The sequence below is a fragment of the Streptococcus sp. FSL R7-0212 genome (assembly GCF_038007985.1).
In the GTDB taxonomy this organism is placed as follows: Bacteria; Bacillota; Bacilli; order Lactobacillales; family Streptococcaceae; genus Streptococcus; species Streptococcus parauberis.
In genome coordinates, this window is sequence record NZ_JBBOYF010000001.1 from 153,925 (window position 1) to 177,989 (window position 24,065).

Genomic DNA, 24,065 nt, shown 5'->3' on the forward strand with positions numbered 1-24,065 from the left:
TCTTTATCTTAGCGGACAGTTGCAAAAATGTCCTGAACTTCACTTAATGTTTCGGCGCGTGATACTACCCCACGAACCTTTGCAGCACCTGCCGTACCGCGAAGGTAGTGCGGTGCTAAACCACGAAATTCACGAACAGCAATCATTTCACCTTTCAGTGAAATCAGCCGCGTTAAATGATCTTCAGCAATATCTAATTTTTTGGTAAATGGAAGATCTGGCAATTCTTGACCCGTTTCAAAGAAATGGTTAATTTGTGTGAAAAGGTAAGGGTTGCTCATAGCTGCGCGCCCAATCATCACGGCATCGACACCAATTTCTTCAATCATAAATTTGGCATCTTGGACATTGCGAACATCACCGTTGCCAATAAATGGAATTGTAGTGATGGCTTTTGAAACGCGTGCTAGTGTCTCATGATCACAGGTGCCCGTATACATTTGTTTCCGGGTCCGGCCATGCATGGCTAGCGCAGCGACACCTGCTGATTCAGCAGCTAATGCATTCTCAACGGCAAGAGAGCTGTCGTTCCAGCCGGTCCGCATTTTGACGGTTAAAGGTATATCAAGGACAGCTGTGACTTCTTTTATAATCTGGTAGATTTTCTCTGGGTCGCGGAGCCATTTGGCGCCAGCCTCATTTTTAACCACTTTGTTGACCGGGCAACCCATATTTATATCAACGATGTCTGCTTTTGTATTGGTCTGAATAAAATCAGCGGCTCGTTTTAAGCCTTCAATATCACCTCCAAAGAGTTGAATCGACATTGGATGCTCAGTCTCGTCAATATGAAGCATGTGCAGGGTCTTTTCGTTATTATAAAGTAGTCCCTTTTCCGAAATCATTTCCATGACAACTAAACCAGCTCCAAATTCTTTGGCGATTGTCCGAAATGCTGAGTTAGTCACACCAGACATCGGTGCTAGCACTGTACGATGAGGTATCTCAACATTCCCAATCATAAAGGAAGAATTAAGCTTTGTCATTGATGATTCCTTCCAAATTTGTTTCATCAAATGTGTAGACAGTCTGACAAAATTGGCAGACGATTTCGGCACCATGATCTTCATCGATCATGGCTTTTAAATCACTGGTCGGTAAAGAGATTAGTGCAGACTCAAACCGTTTCTTAGAACAATCACAGGTAAAGCTGAGAGGCTCTTCTGATAAACATTTGTATTCATCTTCTCCATAGATAGCTGATAAGAGAGCTTCAATATGGTCATCTGATTCTAAGAGAGTAGAAATGGCGGGCATTTCTTGAAGACGCTTTTCATAACGGGCAATTTCTTCTTCCGATGTACCAGGTAAAACTTGGAGCATGAAGCCACCAGCAACTTTGACCTGATCATTCTCGTCTAAAAGAACGTTTAAGCCGACAGCAGATGGTGTTTGTTCAGATTCAGTTAAATAGTAGGCGAAGTCTTCACCGATTTCACCAGAAATTAAAGGGGTCGTCGACGTATATGGGTTACCTGTTCCGTAATCAATGATTGATACAAAATGGCCATTACCCATAAAAGGTCCGACTAGAACTTCTCCAGTAGCAGTCTTTTTAATGTCAACGCCTCTGTTTTGGATGTAGCCCTTAACATGGCCTTTGGTATCAGCAACAGAGATAATGTGGCCAAATGAAGAGTCACCAATGACTTTGACCGTAATTTTACTATCCCCTTTTTGATTAGCTGCTAAGATTTGATTGGCAATTAAAGTGCGTCCTAAAGCAACAGTAGATGAAGAAAGAGTTTCATGTTTTTTTTGAGCAGTTCTGACTGTCTCAGTGCTGTCAAGAACAAAGGCTCTAAACGAGCCTGATTTGGCTATTGATTTAATTAGTTTATCCATAGCTAATATTATAGCATAAAGACAATTTTATAACTTATGAGATAACTGACTTCTTTCATATTTAGATTGAAATTGCAATTTTAATTGTTTTCGTAAATAGTCATTTAAACGACACAAGACTTCTGCAGGAACCAATTTATTAAAGTAAAGAACGGTCACGCTTTCCATTTCACTTAAAAGTGTGTCGGTGATGATTAGATCACAGTCATCGGTATTTAAGTGGGCTAAGTTGTAATCTGTGAAAATCGAAATTTCAAAAAATTGTCCCAAATAGACTTGAAGAAAATGACCAAGGCTCCCTTTCCCGCGTTCAACGACCATCAACTTCTGTTTCTCAATATGCTGACTTAAATGGAGGAACAGATTTTCCCAAGTCATCAGTAAAAGATAAGTTAAATGGTCAACAGTATAATCAATAATCTCACTAGGATATTTGCGGATCATCAAATTAGCATGCTTTTGGACTTCTTGCATAAAATGAGGATAATCTTGACTAAAGTAATCTAAGAATTCTTTACGATAGTCGTAAACCAAGAAATTAAGATAAAAGTCCTCATTTCCGAGTTCCAGTGCATTATGACAGCGCATGATAATCTCATCTTTGTTGGTGATAGGAAGATGAATTTCGCCTTCTAAGCAAAGCAAGAGGTGACGCCAAGTTTTGAAATGTAAAAACTTATTTTCAGACAAGGAAACTTGCTTTGGGTTGCACAGCAATTCCTCTGACAAGAAAGAGGAAAAAAGGTCTGTAAAGGTCTGATCGTCTAAAGGTTTTTTGAAGTTTTCGTGGAATCGCTGGCGCAGAAAGTGATTTTTTGGAGATTGAGCTAGTTGCTTAGACAAATTATGGTCGAGGCAAGAGAGGTTCCCCTTTTGATAACCATCCAAGTAACGAATCAAGTTAACAGTAGCATAAATCAGCAGGTGCTGATACTGTGAAAAATCCATTTGCCACTTTTGTTTCTCTGCCACAAAGGAAACCAAATCTTCAATTAAATCTTTGGGAATGTAGGGAGTAAACGGCCAATCGTCAATACTATTAATTTCTGAAAAATACTTAAGAAAAAAGAGACGAATAGCTTTCTCCTCACCAATAAAGACTAATTTTTTCAAGTCTACTTTAAAGTGATAACGAGTTGTCAGATAACTGTTGGTCTTTTTTAATAAACGTTTTAGAGTAGACAGACTAATGAAGAGTTTATCTGCTAGTTCCTCCATCGTTTCGCATTCGGAAAAAAAGATGAGCTTCAAGAGATTTAAAGAGGGAGAATCTTTAAGGATTGTCTGGTAAAACTTTTGGGTTCCATATTGTTCTTTATAGGTAATGGCTAGGTGGGAGGGCTGGTAAGACATATCTTCTATCTCAGGAAATGTTTTCAAGGTGGAAATTTCAGTCTGCAGGGTCAGAAAGGAGCAATCTAAATAGTGACAAACCTTTCTATAATCTAATAATGACTTATGTTCTTGCAAGAGGGTGATCAATTTCAATTCACGCACTTGCTGATTGGTAAAGATATCCTTATGAAATGGCATAACTACTCCTTATTAAATGTATTACAATCCCTTATGGATAAGGCTTTGAAACGGTACCATAAAAGCTTGCTTGTTCAAGATATCTCAAAATGAGATAGTTGTCAATAATTTTATAATAAAAAATTAATTGTTTTATTAGAATAGTTTTGAGTAACACATGCCAATTAATGCAAGTAATAAGCGGTTTTAAATCTTGTTTCCTATTTATTATACAAAACTGACACAACCAAAAATTATAAATTAAATAAAAAATATGAACTTTATTCTAATCAAAAACTCATATATAATTTATTAAGAGCTTTAGTGAACAGGTAGATAGATAATGCATTTTGTCTACAGCATAAAGCGATACTTAAGAAGTAAAAAGGAGAAAGAAACAAATGGCTAAAAAAATTAAAGCCCGCAAATACGCACTTAGAAAAGCGGTCACTGCTACAGTATTGGCAAGCACAGCCCTTGGAACAATGGGAGGAGCTGTAGGAACAGTAACGGCTAATGAATATCGTCATAAAATTGCAACTGATGATTATAATAAATTAATTAAAGCGATTGTTGAAAAAAATTATGATGAAGGTAAAGCACTGGATTCAATCAGAAATACTCTAAAAAATGCAGATATCGATACTCTATTTTCACTCCTAGAGGGACTCGATAATGGACACATTTTATACGGGAAAGGTACTTATAACAGATTTTCTAATCTTTTAGGAAGTTTTAATAATGATAATTCTAGAGATTATTATCATAAACAATTAAGCTTAGCTTCTCTATTAATTACTGAATTAGAAAAAAGAGTCCTTAGTAATGAGAACAGAGGGAAATTATTAGAAGAAAAAGAAGTCATAATAAAAGAAAAGCAACAAGAACTTGATAAAACAAAAAAAGCTTTACAAGACCTATTTGAAAGCAAATTGAAAATGGCAAAGCGTGAAGCTAAACATTCAGAGGATTTAAATAATAAAATTGAAGACCTCAATAAAAAACTTGCTAGTGAAAAGAAAAAGTATGAGATTGCAACCAGAGATGCTGCAAATCTATTTATTCAACGAGAGTCAATTCAAAAAGAAGCTGATAAATACAAAAACGAAGCTAAGGTCATGACCCATGCCTTAGAGCAAGCTAAGCAAGAGTTTGATCAAAAAGCTAAAGAGGCTGAAGTTGCTAACAATCGTGTTATTGTTTTAAGTAATGTTTTAAATCAAGCTAAAGAAGAATTTGATTTGAAAGCTGCTGAAGCACAAAAACTGAATAATAACGTCACTGTATTATCAAATGCCCTACAACAAGCTAAAGAAGAATTTGACAAAAAAGCCCAGGACTATCAAGCAGCTCTTGCAGAAAAAGATGCTATTGACGGACAATTAGAAACTGCTTTGACTAAAGTTTCAGACCTAGAAAGTCAATTGGCAAGTTTAAAAGAAGCTAATGAAGCTGCTAATCAAAAGATTACTCAATTAGAACAAGAAGTTGCTGATGGAGGGGTTGCCTTTAAAGACCTTAAAGGGCAAAAAGAAAAATCAGACGCACAAGTTAAAGCTCAAGCAGATAAGATTAAAGAACTGGAATCTGACTTAGAAGCGACTCAATCAGAATTAAACCAGGTGAAAGAGCAACGTGCTAATTTAGAACAAGAAGTTGCTGAGCTTGGAACTAAGGTAAAAGATTTAGAAAAAGAAAAAGCTGATTTAGAGAAAAAAGCGATAGACTTGGAAGCTGACAAAGCGGAACTTGAAGCAGAAATGGATCGTTTAAAAGCCTTACTAGCTGATAAAGACTTAGCAAATGATAAATTACTTAAAGAAATGGAAGATCTACAAAAAGACTTTGATACTAAGAAAAATCATAGTGACAGAGAAATTGCCGACTTCCAAGCTGAAATTGCACGCCTTCAAAAAGAATTGGCTGACCAATTAGCTAAGATGAACATTGCTCACCCACAGAACCAAGGTTTAGGCAAAGCGATGGCTGCTTCACCGATGACTGACAGTCACAAAGCGTCTACAGATGCTAAAAACAATTTGCCTTCAACTGGTGATGTGATGGCAAATCCTTTCTTTACAGCCTCTGCAATGGCTATTATTATTGGAGCTGGTGGTTTGGCTCTCAATCGTAAACGTAAAGAAGCTTAAGCAAGTCGTCCATTCCCCCTAGTACATTCAGTCTTGCTTAATCAAAAGAGTTGAACCTAGATGGTTCAACTCTTTTTTGTCTTCTATAAAATGGGCACTTCTGGAAATAGTTTTGCTAAGATTTTAGGAGTAATAGCTTGTCCAGGTCCATCATGACAGTATGTGTGCATGTACATTGAAGGATTGAAATTTAATTCAATACAAGAACAGTTTGGTTCTACTAGACTAGCTTGTTTACTGATATCTGGAATAATCAGATCAACGCCACAGACCCACGCCCCTATAGATTTAGCCATTTGTGCTGCTAACTCTTTATATGACGGGTCCATTTCCTCTGTTAAATCAATAGAATCTCCACCAGTTGAAATGTTGGAGTTCCGTCTTAATTCGACCTTGCGACCTTTCTCTAGAACACTGTTTTCATCTAGTCCTTCTTGAGCAAGCATTAGTTTTTCAATTTTGCCCAGTTGAATTTTTTCTAATGGAGAACGATGGTCTAATCCTCGAAGAGGATTTTGGTTCTTGATTTCAATTAATTCTTTTATAGTATGCTTACCATCGCCAACTACATTAGCCGCTAAGCGAAGCAGTACAGCCTCGCATTTGCCATCTAAGATGAAGAAGCGGTATTCTGTTCCAGAAATGAACTCTTCAACTAAGACATCGGTATCTTCAGAAAAAGCAATGTCCAATGCTTTTTCATAATCTGAAAGGCTAGCCGGTTTTTGGAAGATGGAAATGCCAAGTCCAAAATTAGTTGATTTTGGTTTGACCACAATCGATTTGTCAGCAATTAATTGATAATAACGAAGAGCCTCATCCTTAGTGGCAAATTCTCTTCCCTTTGGTGTTGGATAACCAGCCTGATCCAAAATTTTCTTGGTTACTGTCTTATTAGCCATGGCTAATGGAACAATATAATTATCTTTGGAGGTCATATTACCATTTTTGACATACTCAAAATGATCATCGTGCCAAAGCTTCAGAAATTGGTCATTTTCATCCAGAATTTCTAAATTGATTCCTTTTTGAATGGCATCAAACATTAGCATCTGAGTTGACAATTCCATGGTTTCATAACCTTTTAAAGCATAAGGAGCTTGGTTTAACTCTTCTGTGAAGTGTCTAGCTTGGTCTAATCCAAATGCTTCTAAAGAACCCTCTTGAATATGTGATGCGAGCTGTCCACCTATTGTGCGTACTGGCTGATTTACAGCCTCAGACAGGTGCTCAACTAACTGCTTAGCATAGTCCCCTAATTGGAAATGTTCAATCATGTCTGTCATCTCTTGGAGAATAGCTATTGCGTCAGCCGGGTTTGGCAATGGGTCAAGAGGAGATGCAAGGGCAATGTCCTCATTAAGTTGACGGGCGCTAGCAATTTCTCCATCAAAATCAAGCACATCGTCCATCCAAAGGAGGCTGAGGATAAAGAGATGGAAGCTATCTAGAGTCTCTTGAGAGATTCCTAGACGGTCAAAGGGGTTGATGTCGAAATTACGAAACTCAATATAGGTAATGCCCTTTTCCAGATAATCACGCGAGTGCTTGCTGCCGCGTAAGCGTACGGACGAGTAGAATTCCTTTTCAAGTGACAGAGCGCCAGAATTAATGGCAGTTTCCATATCCTTAACGTAATTTTCAAGTGAAGAAAATGAAATTTGAACAGAATCATCGTTGCTATAGCCAAATTGATGGCTGGCTCGCAATGCACGAACAGTTTGCTGAGGGGCATCTTGGTAGAAGTCTTTTTCAGCAATCGGACTAGCACCAAATAAGTAAGTTGCAAACCATTGATAACGTAAGAACTGTCTGGCAATTTTCATGTAAAGCTGATTTTTAAAGTCAGTTAGATTGTCACTTGCACTTAATTCAAAGAGGTGCTTCGTTAAGTCTTTACCTAATTCAAAGTTATAGTGAATCCCCGAAATAGATTGGAGTCTTTTGCCATAATTTTGGCCCAACTTTTCGCGGTAGTCAACTTCATCTTGATTTTCTAGTTTGGCGATTTGAATGTCATCTTCAGTAATGTAAGGTGGCATTGATAGTGGCCAAATCATTTCATCGGTGGGCATTGAAGCATGAGCAACATCAGTAATAGCATTTAATCGTCTAAGTGCTTGTTTTGTTGTCTGTGAAATTGGTGTAATTAATTCTAATTGCGCTTCACTAAAATCGGTTTGGATATAGGGGTGAGACGTTCGTGATCCTAATGATTTCGGATGGTTGGTTTGAGCAACCTGTCCTGATTCCTTGATACGTAAGCCTTCACGTTCCAAACCAAAAGTGGCTTCTAATATATTAGTTGTCGCTGGGACATTTTGTAATAGCTGATCTAATACCAAATACTTGGTCTCCTTCGTAGTCTTTTGTTCCAGTTTACATGTTTCAAGACTGAATTTCAAAAAATTGATACGTTTATCACAAAAAATGACTTGCTTTCGCAAGCCACTTTTTAAAAGGATAGTTTATTCTTAATTAGTCGTAGATGCTGACGGTTGATCAACTTCATCTTGCGTAGTTCGCCCTTCATTGAGTAATGCTTGGACAATCTTCTCATCACGCAGTTTGACCGAGTCATTAATAGTTTCAGCGGATTTAATAATAGTATGTTCCAATTGGGCCCGTTTTTGACGGCCACTATCAATAGCAGCAATAATGCCGTTATTTTGAGCAACTAAACTTTCAGTAAGGGAAGTGACAGACTTGATAGACATGGTTGGGTTTTGTGCCGAACGTTCCAAAGCAGGAATAACTTCTTTACTTGTTTCAGCTAACATTTGAAGAGCTGCATTATTAGCATTAACAATGGCATCCGCAGTAATCCCAGATTTGAGTGATTGTTGCAAAATGCCTAGTTGCGCAATTGACAACTTCATCGTAGGGATAGTGTTGCGACGCAGCATGCCAAGTTTTTGACGCATGTCAGAAGAAACTTTTACTAAGTTACGCATTTGTGGTGTTGTTGCCCAGGCAACATAGAGACGACTGAGGTACTCAGTATGTTGTTGTTCAAGCGTATTAATGACTTCAGTTGTGCGCGCTAAGAGATCACTAGCTTGTTGGTATTCAGGAGTTTGGGCATCTAGTTTAGCAAGTTCAGTCTGAATACTACTTGCACGTTTAGTAGCTTCATTTTGGCTGGCTTCAACAAAGGAGATAACACCAACTAAATTTTCAATTGATTTAGTATTGTCTTCAATTAAGAGTTCAGCTGAAACAATATTTCTAGCCAAGGTGTCTTCTTGCTTGACAACAGCAGCAGCCATCCCGTCCATTTTTTGCTCAATATTCTGTGCATCAAAATAGAATTCTTGGAGGGTATCTTTGCTTTGTTTAAAGAATTTTTGAAGCAAGTTTGGTTTCTTTTCTAATTCAACAGGACCGATGTCTTTATATTTAGCAATAAAACCGTTGAGTTCACGGTTAGTATTTTTTAACAAATCATCAACTTGTGGAATTTCAATTTTCTTTTGTTCAGCAAGGATATGATTAACAGTGTTATTTACTCCTTCGACAGCAGATTGACCAAAGTCAAGTAAGGCATTTTGGTCTGCCATAAAACTATCGACAACAGCAGGTACTTTGCTTTGAATAGCTGTTCGTTGTTCAGGACTTAATTTCTCTAAGAAGGAAATTGGCTTACTAACATCACTTGCTTCATGGCTAATGATTTCAGTTGTTTTATCATTTTTAGTAATAGCATTATTAGCTATTTGGTCAATGTCAAAATTAAAATCTGGCATGGTTTATCTCCTCTAAATTGTTGTATCTGAGTCAGGTGTCCGCTTATTAGTTTGCATCATTCGAAGACTAATATCAAAATCACTAAGATCACTTTCATTGAGTTGTCGCAATGTTTCATCCAAATCTAAGTCAAAAGCTTTGATAGCGACTAATGCATTTTCTAGCCGTTGTTCAGCGTTGTAGTAATCCTTTGGTGAAGCTTTTATTTTGAGGTAACCATCTAATATATCATAGAATTTTTGCATACCACTTTCATGAAGTGCTTCTAATTCAGCAACATTATCTGCTTTTTTGATTTTTTCAAGAATGTTATGATGATCTTTTTGGATATTTTTATAGAGATCGTTTATTTCCGGTGCTTCTTGGACAATCTGTAGATGTAAATCGGTATGCTCAGCTTGCGGACCAGATATTTGTTGCAGTTTTTCTAATTGTAAAACTGTATCTACTTTGACATCGTCAGCTTTTTGGTTCATACGACTATAAACATCTCGAGGAATATGAGATTGTAAATTGTAAGATTCATCTTTGATATATTCAATTCGGGCTAATAATTGTTCAGCTGTTACTTTGAAATTACTATAATCACTGATAGCTAGATAGTCTTTTAAGAGATTACTTTGTTTGTCAGCCAAATGAACATTGTCTTTCAGATTTTGAATGCGTTTAGCTAATTTTTGGCTAGTTAGCCATTTTTTCCGTTTGCCGACATAATTAAAACCAAGACCAAGACCAATCATAGCCGTAAAAAGAAGACCATCTGGTAGGACATCAGATAATGGTGCAATCATCAAAAAATAAATAATAAACCAAACCCACTTTGGTAGCTTTGGAAGATGCTGAATAATACCATCAAATTTTTGTAACATAGATTGTTCTCTTTCTAGGACTCTTTAGTGGGTTAAACCCATTATTATACTGTTATTTTACCTCAAATAGGACTTTTCTTAAAGAGAATACTTTAAAAATAGCGGATATTATTTAGATTACAAATAGAATAGCAAAATAGGGCATAATAAAGTGACGAAATACAAATGTTCGGATTTTGCTTAATTGAAAATAATAATTTTTCTAATGAAATGTATTTTCTTAATATTATTATAAAAGTTGGCAAATATATCCATTTTTTGCTATAATAGGGTGTAAGATAAACTGCAGGTGAGATTCCTGCCATGTTTTCAAGAAAGGTGAAGGCCCCTGCTCTACCATTCTAGAGTAAGCCTATATCGTATACATATGACATCAGTAGTAGTTGTTGGTACCCAATGGGGTGATGAAGGTAAAGGAAAAATCACTGACTTTTTATCTGCAGATGCAGAAGTGATTGCTCGTTATCAAGGTGGTGATAATGCTGGACATACAATTGTCATCGATGGAAAAAAATTCAAATTACATTTGATCCCATCAGGTATTTTCTTCCCAGAAAAATTTTCTGTTATTGGTAATGGAGTGGTTGTTAATCCTAAATCATTGGTTAAAGAACTAGCTTATCTTCATGAAGAAGGCGTTACAACAGATAATTTGCGTATTTCAGATCGTGCCCATGTTATCTTGCCTTATCACATTAAATTGGATCAATTACAAGAAGATTCAAAAGGTGATAACAAAATCGGAACAACTATTAAAGGAATTGGCCCAGCTTATATGGATAAAGCTGCGCGTGTTGGTATCCGCATTGCTGATTTATTAGACAAAGAAATCTTTGCTGACCGTTTGATGGCTAATTTGGCTGAAAAAAATCGTTTGTTTGAAAAAATGTACGATTCGACTGCACTTGACTTTGATGAGATCTTTGATGAATACTATGCTTATGGTCAAGAAATCAAAAAGTATGTAACAGATACATCAGTTATTTTGAATGATGCCCTTGATGGTGGTAAACGTGTCTTATTTGAGGGCGCACAAGGTGTTATGCTTGATATTGACCAAGGTACTTACCCATTTGTAACATCTTCAAATCCAGTAGCTGGTGGAGTAACAATTGGTTCTGGTGTTGGCCCAAGTAAAATCAATAAAGTAGTTGGTGTATGTAAAGCTTACACAAGCCGTGTTGGTGATGGACCATTCCCAACTGAATTATTTGATGAAGTTGGGAATCGTATCCGTGAAATTGGTCATGAATATGGTACAACAACTGGCCGTCCACGCCGTGTTGGTTGGTTTGACTCAGTTGTTATGCGTCATAGCCGTCGTGTGTCAGGGATTACTAACCTTTCACTCAACTCAATCGACGTTCTTTCAGGACTCGATACAGTTAAAATTTGTGTTGCTTATGACCTTGACGGAGAACGCATTGATTACTACCCAGCAAGTTTAGAAAAATTAAAACGTTGCACACCAATCTATGAAGAATTACCAGGTTGGTCTGAAGATATCACAGGTGTTCGTAGCCTTGAAGACCTTCCAGAAAATGCCCGTAACTATGTTCGCCGTGTTGGTGAATTAGTTGGTGTTCGCATCTCTACTTTCTCAGTAGGTCCAGGACGTGAACAAACAAACATTCTAGAATCAGTTTGGGCAAATATCTAATAAAATGTAAATAACAATCTTTCTTTGGAAAGATTATCAGAGTGAAGATAAGCTACTTGTCTTCACTTTTTTTGTTTGTAAATGGAAAAGTATCATAGGATGTCCAACGACTATCAATAATTCAGGCTCTTTGTCAACTGTAGTGGGTAGATGAAAAGCTAACACCTAGAGAGGACGAACTTCGTCCTCTCTTTCTTTATGTTCAATGCAATCAAAATCCGTTTTTTAAAGTTTTCAAAGTTCCTGAAACCAAAGGCATTTCTCTTAATGACTTTGATGAGATTATTGGTAGCTTCCAGTTTGGCGTTGGAATAAGGCAATTCCATGGCGTTTACAACCTTGTCTTTATCCTTTAAAAATGTCTTCAATACCGTCTGGAAAATAGGATTAACGATGGCTATTTCCTGTTCGATGAGGTCAAAGAAATGGTCTGAGTTCTTCTCTTGGAAATGAAATAAGAGAAGCTGATAGAGTACATAGTGTTGTCGTAGTTCCTCGGAGAAAGACAGGAGTTTTTCTAGGATTTCCTTGTTAGTCAAATGCATTCGAAACATAGGACGATAAAATCGTTTATCGCTGAGTTTACGGCTATCTTGTTGTATCAATTTCCAGTAACGTTTCAAGGCTCGGTATTCCTGCGATTTTCTGTCGAATTGATTCATAATTTGAATACGGACACGGTTCATAGCACGACTAAGGTGTTGCACGATATGAAAGCGATCGAGTACAATTTTTGCATTCGGAAAAAGTTGTTTAGCAAGTTGATAATAGGGACTAAACATATCCATGGTAATCACTTTGACCCGATTTCTAACCTTTCTAGGATAGCGAAGAAAGTGGTTTCGGATGGTTGCTTGAGTTCTTCCGTCGAGAATGGCGATGACATTTAGGGAGTCGAAATCTTGAGCGATGAAGCTCATTTTCCCCTTCTTGAAGGCATACTCGTCCCAACTCATCACCTCAGGTAGGGTATTCCAATCCGTTTCAAACTTGAACTCATTGAGCTTTCTCATAACTGACGATGTTGAAATTGATAGCCTGTGTGCAATATGTTTCATTGCTTGATTTTCGATGAGTAATTGTGCGATTTTCTGGTTAACAGCGACAGAGATTTGGTGGTTCTTCTTGACAAGAGGAGTTTCAGCGACCGCCATTTTTCCGCAATCTTTACACTTGAAACGACGCTTTCTAAGGCGGATAAGTAAAGGGTAGCCAGCAGTTTCTAAGTAGGGGATTTTAGAAGTTTTCTGGTAGTCGTACTTAGCCATTTGTCCCTTGCATTTTGGGCATTTAGGGGCTGTGTAGTCCAAGTGACCGTGGAGTTCTAAGTGAGTTCCCATATCATATTCATCAGTGATAGTGATATTTTTGTCTTTAATTCTGAGAAAATTTGTGATAAGATTTAGTTGTTCCATATGAGTCTTTCTAAAATGATAGTTTGAGCACTTTTCATTATAGGTCATATGGGACTTTTTGTATATACTCAAAAAGGCTCCATAATCTCTACAGTGGATTTACCCACTACAGAAATTATAGAGCCATAATTCAGCGGAATTATTCTATAAAGGGTGAAGAAAAAATTGACTTGTAAAGTTAATAAATGTTATATTTATGAAAAATAATTAAAAGGAGAAAAATATGTCTAAAATTTCGAAAGATAGATTTTCAGTTATTAATACTGATTTTGGAACACAAGTGATTGTTGATAATGAAACAGGTGTCGAATACTACAAAAATGGTAACCACATTATTCCTCTTCTTGAAGCAAATGGCAAACCTAAGTTAAATAGAGAATGGTTATCAAATCAATAATCCTATCGGAACATATGAAACATCATGAATTATCCTGTGACCATTCTGTGTTAAAATAGAAAAAAAGAGTTGGAGTTTAATGCTATGTCACATAAAGTATTTCAAATGTCATTTCAATCAATCTATAAGGCTTTAGTAGCCAAAGTCGAGCGCAAAGGTGGTCAGGCTCAGAATGTGGATGCCATTATTGAATGGTTAATGGGCTATTCGGCCGATCAAGTTGCCCAACTGAATCAATCAGATACTACTTATGGAGAATTTCTCGAGCAGGCACCTAGCTATAATCCTTTGCGTCAAAATATCACTGGTAAAATTTGTGGTGTTCAAATTGAAACCATCGAAGATGATCAGACACAAAAAATGCGCCAGTTGGATAAACTCGTTGACTGGTTAGCAAAAGGCAAGAGTCCTCAACAAGTCTTCGACAAGTATGATAAGTAAAAAAGAATAGCTGAAAAATTAGATTAAACAGATGAAAAGACAAGCCAATCTTTTAGCTTGTCTTTTTCTTTCTTAAAAGTAACAATGAATCTGATGGTCTAGGAAGACTTGTTGATAGTCTTTGAGGTCTTCGGTATGGTAAGCTGGGACATCACTCATTGTGTAGTCGCGTTCCAAGAGTTTGTATTTGTTTTCCCCAAATTGATGGAAAGGAAGTAATTGCACCTGATTAATGTCCAACTCGTTAAAGAGTTGGGCAAAGCATTGGGCATCTTCTAGGCTGTCATTGAAGTTAGGGATGACAGGGATGCGGAGAACGATTTTTTTGCCAGCTTGGAAGGCAGCATGGATATTCTTGATAATGACCTGGTTAGCTACGCCTGTCACCTTGCGGTGTTTGATTTGATCATAGTGCTTGAAGTCGGTGTAGATAAAATCGACATATTGAATCAAATCTAGGAATTGCTCGTGTTTGGTATAAGCGGTGGTCTCAATGGCGGTATGCAGTCCAGCTTTTTTGGCTGCCTTTAAGATGGCCTTTGCGAATTCAAATTGAGCAAAAATTTCACCACCTGATAAGGTTAGTCCGCCTCCAGATTCTTCATAGAAATCTTGGTCTTTGAGGACTTCTTCCATAATTTGGTCGATTGTTTTAACTTGACCGACTGTTTCATAGGATTGACCGTCTGCCTTAAGCATTTCCTCCGGTTCTCTCCGTTGAGACTCTGGGTTAGCACACCAAGGACATTTTAGAGGACATCCCTTTAAAAAAACAGTGGTCCGGATACCTGGGCCGTCATGGATACTAAAGTGTTGGATGTTAAAGACAATTCCTGATTCTGTCATAGTGCTACCCTTTCTTTTATGGACATGATAACACATAAACGTAATTTTATCAATTACGTTCGTAAGTCGTTTTTTTCTTTCAATTTTCTTGTTCAAACTGATATAATGACAAGTGAGGTGTCCAATGAATAGATTAGAAAAGATTATCCAATTAGTATCAAAACATCAAAAAATTGACGTTAATACCCTTTCTCGTAAGTTAGCTGTTTCGAAAGTAACTATAAGGAAAGATTTAGATAAATTAGAAGGCAAAGGTCTTCTGCATCGGGAGCATGGTTATGCTGTTTTGAACAGTGGCGATGACCTTAATGTTCGCCTGTCTTACAATTATAATATCAAGCGTAAGATTGCTGAAAAAGCGGCTGAATTGGTTGCGGACAACGATACTATCATGATTGAATCAGGCTCTACCTGTGCTCTTTTGGCGGAAGTCCTTTGCCAGACCAAACGCAATATTAAAATTATTACCAATTCTTGTTTTATAGCCAATTTTTTGCGTCAATATGACTCCTGTCAAATCATTCTCTTAGGGGGTAATTATCAGCATAACTCGGAGGTGACTGTTGGGCCTTTGCTCAAACAAATGATTAACCTCTTCCATGTGGATATGGTTTTTGCGGGGACGGATGGCTTTAGCCCACAAGTTGGTTTTATGTGCAAGGATATGATGCGCTGTGAAGCGGTCCAAAGCATGGCTGACGCGGCCGAAAAAACGATTATTCTTACTGATTCCAGCAAGTTTCTCAAACCAAGTTTGGTGCATCAGCTGAGCCTTGACAAGGTTAGCCGCATTATTACTGACAAGGGGATTGATCAAGAGAGCAAAGGCTTTCTAACTTCCTCTGGGATTGCCATGGACTACGTATAAGAGCAAGTGAGGGTGTCATGAAGGAAGAAAAAAAACGACTCTTGGCCAAAATCGCCTATATGCACTATATTGAGGGCAAAAGTCAAACCACCATTTCCAAGGAGTTGGATATTTATCGGACCACGGTCTGTCGCATGTTGGCCAAAGCTAAGGATGAGGGCATTGTTAAAATAGAGATTCAAGGCTATGACTCCTCCCTATTTGCCTTGGAATCCTACGTTCAAGAAAAGTATGGTCTCAAAAAAGTGACTATCTTGCCCTATCAAGCAGGGCATGACGACCAAGATAACCTCAATCATATAGCTAAAGAAGGGGCGGAAGTTCTCCGTTCCATGATTAAAGACAATGAGGTTATTGGCATTTCATGGGGTTCTAGCATTAGCGCCTTGATTGACCATATGACTCAGAAGAGTTTGAAGGGGATTTCGATTTTCCCACTTTCTGGAGGTCCAAGTGCTATCCATGCTAACTTTCATGTGAATACTTTGGTTTACCGCTTAGCTCGGTTATTTCACGGTCAAAGCTCATTTATTAATGCCACTGTCATTCAGGAAAATGCTACGATTGCTCAGGGGATTAAGAAATCCAAATACTTTGAAAAAACCTTGCTTTCCTGGGAGAAACTGGATTGGGCAGTTATTGGTATTGGAGCCGAGCCTAATGCTCAAAAAAATAGCCAATGGCGTGATCTTTTGATAGGTAGCGACTATATGAAACTGCGTCAACTTGAGGCTGTCGGTGAGATTTGCTGCCGCTTCTTTGACAAGAATGGTCAGTCAGTTGATAAAGACCTACAAGAACGCACGATCGGTATTTCCTTGCAACAATTAAGGCAAGTACCAAATGTCTTTGCCATTGCTTGTGGCCAAGAAAAAGCGGCTGCCATCTTGGCTTCTTTAAAAGTTAAGTGTATTAATTATTTGGTTACCGATGAAGAAACCATCAAAGCATTATTAGCAAAGGACGGCGATACCTATCTGCAAGATAAAATAGGATAATTTTGCACAATTGTGTAAAATTCCACTCCCTATACATTTTATTTTTAAGTATGCTTTCCATGGAATGAAATAACTTAGCATTTTCCAGCTTAAAAAAAGTCAGTTATGACTATGAAATGGTAAGAGGTAAGTATCTGAAATACTGATTAGATATTTTCATAGCTATTGCAAAGAACTTGTTTTGAAAGACAGGTTCTTTTCATTAGCAAAAATATGCATCAAGCAAAACTGGAAAATCTTGAAGTAGCCTAAAGTGCTAGCGTATGTTTTTAATTTGTCTAATGTTTATACATTTTTTTGAGAAAAACTTAAATATTGAAATGAAAAAATGAATGAAAATAAATTTAGGCATGGGAAAGGGTGATAGCCTAGGATGAGATTTTATCAGATTATTCAAAAAAATAGAGGTATATTTTTTTGCTGAAAGTAAAAATTGTTTAATTAATTATAAATATAAGACTATACAAAATGTCTAGACAAGAATGGAGTAGTCTTGATTAAGACCTCCTTTTTCGGCTTGACAGTGAGGATAGGAGCTTGTTATACTGACAAATGTAACCGCTTTCTGACAAAAGAGTTACTTGTATTTATTAGAGAAAGTGCACTAACTCTAATAAATGATTCACATCAAACACAAATCCAAAGGAGAATTTACGCATGAGCGTTAATAACGAAGTCTTAGCAAGAAATACTGAACTTGCTCCTAAAATTCTAGGATCTCACACTGTAGCTTTTTCACACTACAACAATCTATCAGCACAGTTACCAATTGATGTTTCATCTGGTCAACTGGTTGAAGGTGGGATTAAAGAACAAGCCCAACAATGTTTTCAAAACTTAAAAACAGTTGTTGAAAGCATTGATCATGTCCTAACTGACATTGTAAGACTTACTATTTTCGTTAAAGATATTCAAGATGTTGATACTATTAATTTAGTTCAAACAGATTTCTTCCCAACCTATGTACCTTCACGCACAGTTGTAGCAGTTTCTGCTCTACCAATGGATGCGAAAGTGCAAATGGATGCCATTATCTCAAATGGTGAGGGGACAATTCCAAATACTCCTCAAGCAGGTGATTTGGTTAAATTAACGAATAATACTTATAATGCTCCTGTGTCCGCAATGTCAACACAAACAGTAGCTTTTTCACACTATAATAATGTAACTGCTCAATTACCAATCGATCCTAAAACTGGACGTTTAGCAATTGGTGGCGTTAAAGAACAAGCCCAACAATTTTTGAAAACCATCAAAGTAGTGCTTGAAAGCATCGATGTCCCTCTTGATGACGTTGTTAAAATGACTGTTTACGTCACTAACTTAGCTGACCTTGATGTCGTTAACGAAGTATACAAAACTTTCTTACCAGATTCAGGAATTGCGCGTGCTGTCAACTACCTACCAGCTCGTACGGTTGTTCCAGTTGCAGCACTTGAAATGGGTGCATTAGTTCAAATGGAAGCAACGGTATCACACGGTGATGGAACTCCGCCACAAGCTATCGAAGACCGTCACGGCCTTATCATTGAACACTCAAACACTGACAAAGCTCCTAAATGTGCTTATTCTAGTCAAACAGTTGCCTTCTCACACTACAACCACATTTCAGGCCAACTTCCAGTTGATGCAAGCACTGGTGACTTAGTAGCTGGGGCTGTTAAAGAACAAGCACAATTAGCTTTTGAGCATATCCAAGCAATCATCGAAAGTGTTGATCATGTTATGGCTGATGTTGTGAAAATCAATGTTTACATGACTGATCTTAATGAAATGACTGCAGTAGAAGAAGTCTTCTCAGCAATCTTTGCTGAAACTAAACCAGCACTTCGTTTCGTAGGTGTTTCTGAATTACCAAAAGGTGCTTCTGTTCAAATTGACGCAACAGTTGGTAATGCTGAAGGAACTCCTCCAGTAGTTTAATATAAACAATGTCAAGGCACCGAGATATTGCACAATTGTGCAATATCTTTTTGCTTACGCTTTTAACGAATGAACATATCTTTTAGAATATATTTTATGTTAAAATAGTTACGAAAGAAACATAAAACTATTACGAAAGAAAAAACAAGGAGTGATAGCTATGACCCTAACTAATTCACGTTTTGGCCAATTAACTGAACGGATGAGCACTTACCGCGAGGCTGTGCTTGATAAAAAACCGTATATCGATGCTGAGCGAGCTATTCTGGTAACAGAAACTTATAAAGAGCATCAAGATAAACCAGCCAATCTTAAAAGAGCTTATATGTTGCAAAATATTTTGGAACATATGTCAATTTATATTGAAGATGAAAGCTTGATTGCTGGTAACCAAGCTTCTTCAAATAAAGATGCCCCCATTTTTCCTGAGTATACACTTGAATTCGTAATTAATGAATTGGATCTCTTTGAAAAGCGCGATGGCGATGTCTTCTATATTAAGGAAGAAACCAAAGAGCAGTTGCGTTCAATAGCACCATTCTGGGAAAACAATAATCTCCGGGCACGCGCAGGTGCGCTTCTACCAAGAGAAGTTGATGTCTATATGGAAACAGGCTTCTTTGGGATGGAAGGTAAAATGAATTCAGGTGATGCTCACTTAGCTGTCAATTACCAGAAAGTTCTTGAATTTGGCTTGAAAGACTTTGAAGCCCGTGCACATGCTGCTAAAGATGCCTTGGACCTAACTGTTCCAGAAAACATTGATAAGTATCATTTGTACGATTCCATTTTCATCGTCATCGACGCCATCAAGACTTACTCTCGCCGTTATGCAGAATTAGCACGCCAAATGGCGGAAAAGGCTTCGGCTGATCGCAAAGCTGAACTCTTGGAAATTGCCCGAATCTGTGACAAAGTACCCTATGAGCCAGCTGCGACATTTGCGGAAGCTGTCCAATCTGTTTGGTTTATCCAGTGTATTTTGCAGATAGAATCAAATGGTCACTCCCTCTCATATGGACGTTTTGACCAATACATGTATCCCTATGCCAAGGCAGATTTAGAAGCTGGACGTGAAACAGAGGAATCAATTGTTGAACGCCTAACCAATTTATGGATAAAAACCTTAACCATCAATAAAGTACGCAGTCAATCACATACCTTCTCTTCAGCAGGTAGTCCAATGTACCAAAACGTGACCATTGGTGGTCAAACCAGAGATAAAAAAGATGCTGTCAATCCAATGTCCTATATGGTTCTGCGCTCAGTAGCTCAAACTAAATTACCACAACCAAACTTGACTGTTCGTTACCATAAAGGTTTAGATAATGATTTTATGAATGAATGTATCGAAGTCATGAAACTTGGTTTTGGGATGCCAGCCATAAATAATGATGAAATTATTATTCCATCCTTTATCAAAAAAGGTGTTTTGGAAGAAGATGCTTATGATTACTCAGCTATTGGCTGTGTTGAAACAGCTGTCCCTGGTAAGTGGGGTTACCGTTGTACAGGGATGAGCTATATTAACTTCCCGAAAATCTTATTAATTACTATGAATAACGGCATTGATCCCTCATCTGGTAAACGTTTTGCTAAGGGACATGGTTACTTTACAGATATGACTTCTTATGAGGAGTTGAAAGTTGCTTGGGATAAAACTCTACGCGAAATAACCCGCATGAGTGTCGTTGTCGAAAATGCCATTGACCTTGGTTTGGAACGCGAATGCCCAGACATTCTTTGCTCTGCCTTAACTGATGACTGTATCGGCCGAGGTAAGACTTTGAAAGAAGGCGGAGCAGTTTATGACTTTATCTCTGGCCTTCAAGTAGGGATAGCCAACCTTGCTGATTCCTTAGCAGTGCTTAAGAAATTAGTCTTTGAGGAGCACAAACTGACTCCTCAAGAATTGTGGCATGCTTTGGAATCCGATTTCGCGGGGGACCGCGGCGAAGAAATTCGTCAAATGCTCATTAATGATGCCCCTAAATATGGGAATGACGACGATTATGTCGATCAGTTAGTCGTCGATGCTTATGATACTTACATTGATGAGATTGCCAAATATCCAAATACGCGTTATGGTCGTGGTCCAATTGGAGGTACGCGCTATTCAGGAACATCATCAATTTCAGCTAATGTCGGTCAAGGAAAGGGAACACTGGCAACGCCTGATGGACGTCATGCTGGTACGCCGCTAGCTGAGGGTTGTTCTCCTGAACATAGTATGGATAAAAAAGGACCAACTTCAGTACTGAAATCTGTTTCTAAATTGCGCACAGATGAAATTGTTGGTGGTGTCTTGCTTAATCAAAAAGTCAACCCACAGACTTTAGCCAAAGAAGAAGATAAGTTGAAACTGATGGCTCTTTTAAGAACATTCTTTAATCGCCTTCATGGTTATCATATCCAATATAACGTGGTCTCTCGTGAAACCTTAATTGACGCTCAACTGCATCCAGAAGAACACCGTGATTTAATTGTTCGTGTTGCTGGCTACTCAGCATTCTTCAATGTTTTATCAAAAGCAACACAAGATGACATCATTGAACGCACTGAGCATACTTTTTAAGGATTTTGTTTAGAAAAGGAAATGTAATGGAATATATGTTAGACACCCTCAATCTTGAGGCAATTAAAAAATGGTCAAAAATTTTACCTCTAGCCGGGGTTACTTCAAATCCGACAATTGCTAAAGCAGAAGGTCAGATTGATTTTTTTGAACGAATTAAAGAAGTTCGTTCCATTATTGGTGATAAAGCGTCAATCCATGTTCAAGTGGTCGCAAAAGACTATGAAGGGATATTAAAAGATGCTGCTGAAATTCGTCGTCAGGCAGGAGATAGTATTTTTGTTAAAGTTCCTGTAACTACCGATGGCCTTACTGCTATTAAAACCTTGAAAGCTGATGGTTATCATATTACAGCAACAGCTATCTATACAACTTTCCAAGGTCTGTTGGCTATTGAAGCAGGAGCAGATTATTTAGCCCCTTACTATAACCGGATGGAAAATCTCAATATTGATGCGGAAGCTGTTATTGGACAATTAGCGGAAGCAATTGACCGCGAATGTTCTGACAGTAAAATTTTAGCTGCTAGCTTTAAAAATGTTGGACAAGTTAATAAAGCATTTGCCCTTGGCGCCCAAGCAATAACAGCAGGGCCAGATGTCTTTGAAGCCGGATTTGCTATGCCATCAATCCAAAAAGCAGTTGACGATTTTGGCAAAGACTGGGAAAGTATTCATCAAAAACAAAGCATTTAGGAAAAACAATGTTTACCAAAGGTAATGAAAAAGGAATTATTACTTGGGATGATGAGCAACAAGTCCTTATCTTAAAGAAGAAAATAATCCCATTAAATGATATCAAGGCTGTAAAATTGTATACTTCAGGCATTGAAACAACTGTCGATGATTTAGTAAGGCGATTAAATCCCCAAACTAATTATCTGGACTACTTTGCAATGACTTCTCTAGAAGTAGAACTTTACTTAAAATCAAAAGCAAGACCAGAACAAATTACCTATTACAAAACACCCTTTCAAGCTTCTGAGAAAGAATAGCTTATGGAAAAGAAGTAATAAGTCTAATCAATAAGGTTAATCAGATAATACCTGGGAACTAAAAAGTAATGAATAAAAATGACAAAAGCACCCATTTTCGGCACTGCACCCCAATAGTGGGACAGAAGAAAAACACTCTTATGAAACCAATTTTCTGAATTGAACAGGAGATTGGTTTTTTAAATGACGTTGAATTCTAGTTTCATTATAAAATGTTATGTAATTTTTAACAATATTTGTTATACTAACTTTGTTGTGTTTTCTCCTATCTTGGAGATAAAAGGTTTCAGTCTTTAAAGCGGAGTGAAACCATTCAATACAGGCGTTATCTGCAGGTGTCCCTTTTCGAGACATTGAGCGGGTAATGCCTTTTTCAATACAAGCGAGATAGTAAGCATGTGATGTATAGACAGATCCTTGATCACTGTGTAATAGGACTCCTGATTCTAAATCAAGTTGATTAAGGGTATCAAGTACAAGATCATTGTCCTGTGTATCTGAAATAGTATAGGCCACAATTTCACGATTATAAAGGTCCATAATAGATGACAAGTATAAGGTAGTTTTTCCAAAGTTGAGATAAGTAATATCTGTAACTAGTTTTTGTAATGGTCTGGTTGCCTTAAAGTCACGGTCTAGCTTATTGTCTGTGACGTAGTATGGCCTACCTAATTTAGGGGACTTCTTTATTCTAGTGCGACATAGCCACCCTCTGCTCTTCATGATACGATAGACTTTCTTTACATTGGCATTAATCCCAAACTCTTTCTTTAGAAGACTTGTAATGGTTCTATAACCATATATAAACTTATATTTTAAGCAGAGCTCTTCAACTTTTTCGATAAGACTATCATGAATAGGAGGCTTGATATTAGATTTCCACCGATAATAGGTTGAGCGTGAGACCTTAAAACAGTCCAGAATAAAACCTAATGGATACTGATATCTGTAGTAATCAACAAGCTTGATGAGTGTTACTTTATCGATTTTCTCATCAAGCTTTGATACTTTTTTAAAAGTTCAACTTGTAGTTTTAATTGCTCAACTTCTGATAACTGTTCCATTCCTTGACCGTAAGTATATTGCTTACCTACAGGTTGATGAAAACGATACGTTTCTCCTTTTTGATACCAGCGCCACCATGTATATATCTGGCTTTTATTTTTAATACCAAGTCTATCCATAATAACTTTTTCGGGCTTACCTGATTTCTTCATTTCAATACAGGCTAATTTGGTTTCTAACGAGTAAGCTTTTTTGACCATAATAAAACACTCCTGATTCTATTTTACTAGAATTCTACAGGAGTGTTTTTCTTGTGTCTCATTTATTGGGTGCAGTGCCTTTCCAGGGTGTTTTTTTATTCCTAACAAAAATAGAACAAAAGTGTTAATTGTTCATCTTTGATTAATTATTTAAAAAATTTACAATACTTTTACAAAAATCATATGGGAAATTTAAAGTCTCTCGCTATACTTAGGTTAAGCTTTAGTTAAGGAGAGAAACATGGCCCTCTATTTTTTACTCTTAGCCATCATCGCAGAAGTCTTTGCAACATCAACTTTAAAGTTGACTAAGGGATTTACACTATTCTGGCCAAGTATCTTGTGCTCTTGTGTATATATGATCTGTCACTATTTTTTTGCCAAAGCTATCCAAGAATTAAATTTGGGAGTGGCATATGCCTTATGGTGTGGTCTAGGAATCCTAGTAACAGTTCTAGTATCTCTTATTTTTTATAAGGAAAGTCTATCTCTTACTGGGGTACTAGGGATTATATTAATTTTAGCTGGCTGTCTTTTAGTCAATTTAGGAAGAAACTAAC

Annotated in this window: 20 protein-coding genes; 11 read left to right on the top strand and 9 right to left on the bottom strand. The window is 37.4% G+C overall.

Annotation, left to right across the window (positions count from 1 at the left end; genetic code table 11):
• Nucleotides 1-8: 8 nt before the first annotated feature.
• Genes dusB through MKY69_RS00965 form a run of 3 tightly spaced genes read right to left on the bottom strand, consistent with a single transcriptional unit; the run spans nucleotide 9 to nucleotide 3,378 of the window.
• Nucleotides 9-986 (bottom strand): tRNA dihydrouridine synthase DusB, encoded by a 978-nt coding sequence (dusB, locus tag MKY69_RS00955; protein ID WP_311981347.1) that lies wholly within the window; start codon nucleotides 984-986, stop codon nucleotides 9-11.
• Nucleotides 973-1,845, bottom strand: coding sequence for an Hsp33 family molecular chaperone HslO (gene hslO / locus MKY69_RS00960; protein ID WP_003108619.1), 873 nt, complete (start codon nucleotides 1,843-1,845; stop codon nucleotides 973-975). The genes dusB and hslO overlap by 14 nt, the downstream gene beginning before the upstream one ends.
• A 27-nt stretch (nucleotides 1,846-1,872) precedes the next feature.
• Complete coding sequence (locus MKY69_RS00965; RefSeq protein WP_340790797.1) at nucleotides 1,873-3,378, bottom strand: helix-turn-helix domain-containing protein; 1,506 nt, start codon at nucleotides 3,376-3,378, stop codon at nucleotides 1,873-1,875.
• A 380-nt stretch (nucleotides 3,379-3,758) separates the two neighbouring features.
• Between MKY69_RS00965 and MKY69_RS00970 the strand changes: the two genes are divergently transcribed.
• Nucleotides 3,759-5,507, top strand: a complete 1,749-nt coding sequence (locus tag MKY69_RS00970; protein ID WP_311981624.1) for an LPXTG cell wall anchor domain-containing protein — start codon at nucleotides 3,759-3,761, stop codon at nucleotides 5,505-5,507.
• 83 nt (nucleotides 5,508-5,590) lie between these two features.
• Here MKY69_RS00970 and gshAB read toward each other — a convergent pair whose 3' ends face one another.
• The 3 genes from gshAB to MKY69_RS00985 form a co-directional block, all read right to left on the bottom strand.
• The gene (gene gshAB, locus MKY69_RS00975; RefSeq protein ID WP_340790798.1) at nucleotides 5,591-7,852 is read right to left on the bottom strand and encodes a bifunctional glutamate--cysteine ligase GshA/glutathione synthetase GshB; all 2,262 of its coding nucleotides are present in this window, start codon (nucleotides 7,850-7,852) and stop codon (nucleotides 5,591-5,593) included.
• A gap of 129 nt (nucleotides 7,853-7,981) precedes the next feature.
• Nucleotides 7,982-9,253 carry a toxic anion resistance protein gene (locus MKY69_RS00980; RefSeq protein WP_340790799.1) on the bottom strand — a complete coding sequence of 424 codons (1,272 nt, stop codon included), beginning with the start codon at nucleotides 9,251-9,253 and terminating at the stop codon, nucleotides 7,982-7,984.
• Between the two features lie 12 nt (nucleotides 9,254-9,265).
• On the bottom strand, nucleotides 9,266-10,123 hold the full coding sequence (locus tag MKY69_RS00985) for a hypothetical protein (protein ID WP_004347158.1): 858 nt from the start codon (nucleotides 10,121-10,123) through the stop codon (nucleotides 9,266-9,268).
• 367 nt (nucleotides 10,124-10,490) lie between these two features.
• Here MKY69_RS00985 and MKY69_RS00990 point away from each other — a divergent pair, with 367 nt between their 5' ends.
• Nucleotides 10,491-11,783: an adenylosuccinate synthase gene (locus MKY69_RS00990; RefSeq protein WP_004235464.1), complete on the top strand. Its 1,293-nt coding sequence runs from the start codon at nucleotides 10,491-10,493 to the stop codon at nucleotides 11,781-11,783.
• Between the two features lie 158 nt (nucleotides 11,784-11,941).
• Here the strand turns inward: MKY69_RS00990 and MKY69_RS00995 are convergent, their stop codons facing one another.
• Nucleotides 11,942-13,198, bottom strand: coding sequence for an ISL3 family transposase (locus MKY69_RS00995; RefSeq protein ID WP_017768237.1), 1,257 nt, complete (start codon nucleotides 13,196-13,198; stop codon nucleotides 11,942-11,944).
• Nucleotides 13,199-13,421: 223 nt separating this feature from the next.
• Here MKY69_RS00995 and MKY69_RS01000 point away from each other — a divergent pair, with 223 nt between their 5' ends.
• Together MKY69_RS01000 and MKY69_RS01005 are read left to right on the top strand one after the other, a co-directional pair.
• A complete protein-coding gene (locus MKY69_RS01000) occupies nucleotides 13,422-13,595 on the top strand; it encodes a DUF6440 family protein (protein WP_003105051.1) in 174 nt (57 codons plus the stop codon).
• An 84-nt stretch (nucleotides 13,596-13,679) separates the two neighbouring features.
• The gene (locus MKY69_RS01005; RefSeq protein WP_003105842.1) at nucleotides 13,680-14,036 is read left to right on the top strand and encodes a DUF2200 family protein; all 357 of its coding nucleotides are present in this window, start codon (nucleotides 13,680-13,682) and stop codon (nucleotides 14,034-14,036) included.
• A gap of 72 nt (nucleotides 14,037-14,108) precedes the next feature.
• Here MKY69_RS01005 and MKY69_RS01010 read toward each other — a convergent pair whose 3' ends face one another.
• A complete protein-coding gene (locus tag MKY69_RS01010) occupies nucleotides 14,109-14,882 on the bottom strand; it encodes a glycyl-radical enzyme activating protein (protein WP_340790800.1) in 774 nt (257 codons plus the stop codon).
• Between the two features lie 124 nt (nucleotides 14,883-15,006).
• Between MKY69_RS01010 and MKY69_RS01015 the strand changes: the two genes are divergently transcribed.
• From MKY69_RS01015 to MKY69_RS01040, 6 genes are all read left to right on the top strand, one after another.
• Complete coding sequence (locus MKY69_RS01015) at nucleotides 15,007-15,750, top strand: DeoR/GlpR family DNA-binding transcription regulator (protein WP_004235460.1); 744 nt, start codon at nucleotides 15,007-15,009, stop codon at nucleotides 15,748-15,750.
• Between the two features lie 17 nt (nucleotides 15,751-15,767).
• Nucleotides 15,768-16,748 carry a sugar-binding transcriptional regulator gene (locus tag MKY69_RS01020; RefSeq protein WP_004235458.1) on the top strand — a complete coding sequence of 327 codons (981 nt, stop codon included), beginning with the start codon at nucleotides 15,768-15,770 and terminating at the stop codon, nucleotides 16,746-16,748.
• A 657-nt stretch (nucleotides 16,749-17,405) separates the two neighbouring features.
• Complete coding sequence (locus MKY69_RS01025) at nucleotides 17,406-18,671, top strand: RidA family protein (protein ID WP_340790801.1); 1,266 nt, start codon at nucleotides 17,406-17,408, stop codon at nucleotides 18,669-18,671.
• A 160-nt stretch (nucleotides 18,672-18,831) separates the two neighbouring features.
• The gene (locus MKY69_RS01030; protein ID WP_311981626.1) at nucleotides 18,832-21,246 is read left to right on the top strand and encodes a glycyl radical protein; all 2,415 of its coding nucleotides are present in this window, start codon (nucleotides 18,832-18,834) and stop codon (nucleotides 21,244-21,246) included.
• A gap of 26 nt (nucleotides 21,247-21,272) precedes the next feature.
• A complete protein-coding gene (locus MKY69_RS01035; RefSeq protein WP_004235454.1) occupies nucleotides 21,273-21,941 on the top strand; it encodes a fructose-6-phosphate aldolase in 669 nt (222 codons plus the stop codon).
• A gap of 8 nt (nucleotides 21,942-21,949) precedes the next feature.
• Entirely contained in the window at nucleotides 21,950-22,240 is a 291-nt protein-coding gene (locus MKY69_RS01040) for a hypothetical protein (RefSeq protein ID WP_004235451.1), read from the top strand.
• A gap of 138 nt (nucleotides 22,241-22,378) precedes the next feature.
• Here the strand turns inward: MKY69_RS01040 and MKY69_RS01045 are convergent.
• Nucleotides 22,379-23,505 (bottom strand): IS3 family transposase gene (locus tag MKY69_RS01045; protein ID WP_233847614.1). Its coding sequence is split into 2 segments (ribosomal slippage): nucleotides 22,379-23,235 and nucleotides 23,235-23,505, totalling 1,128 coding nucleotides; the frame shifts between segments, so codons are not numbered across the junction.
• Nucleotides 23,506-23,746: 241 nt separating this feature from the next.
• On the opposite strand from MKY69_RS01045, the gene MKY69_RS01050 reads away from it, so the two are divergent.
• Nucleotides 23,747-24,064: a DMT family transporter gene (locus MKY69_RS01050; protein ID WP_340790802.1), complete on the top strand. Its 318-nt coding sequence runs from the start codon at nucleotides 23,747-23,749 to the stop codon at nucleotides 24,062-24,064.
• Nucleotide 24,065: the final 1 nt, after the last annotated feature.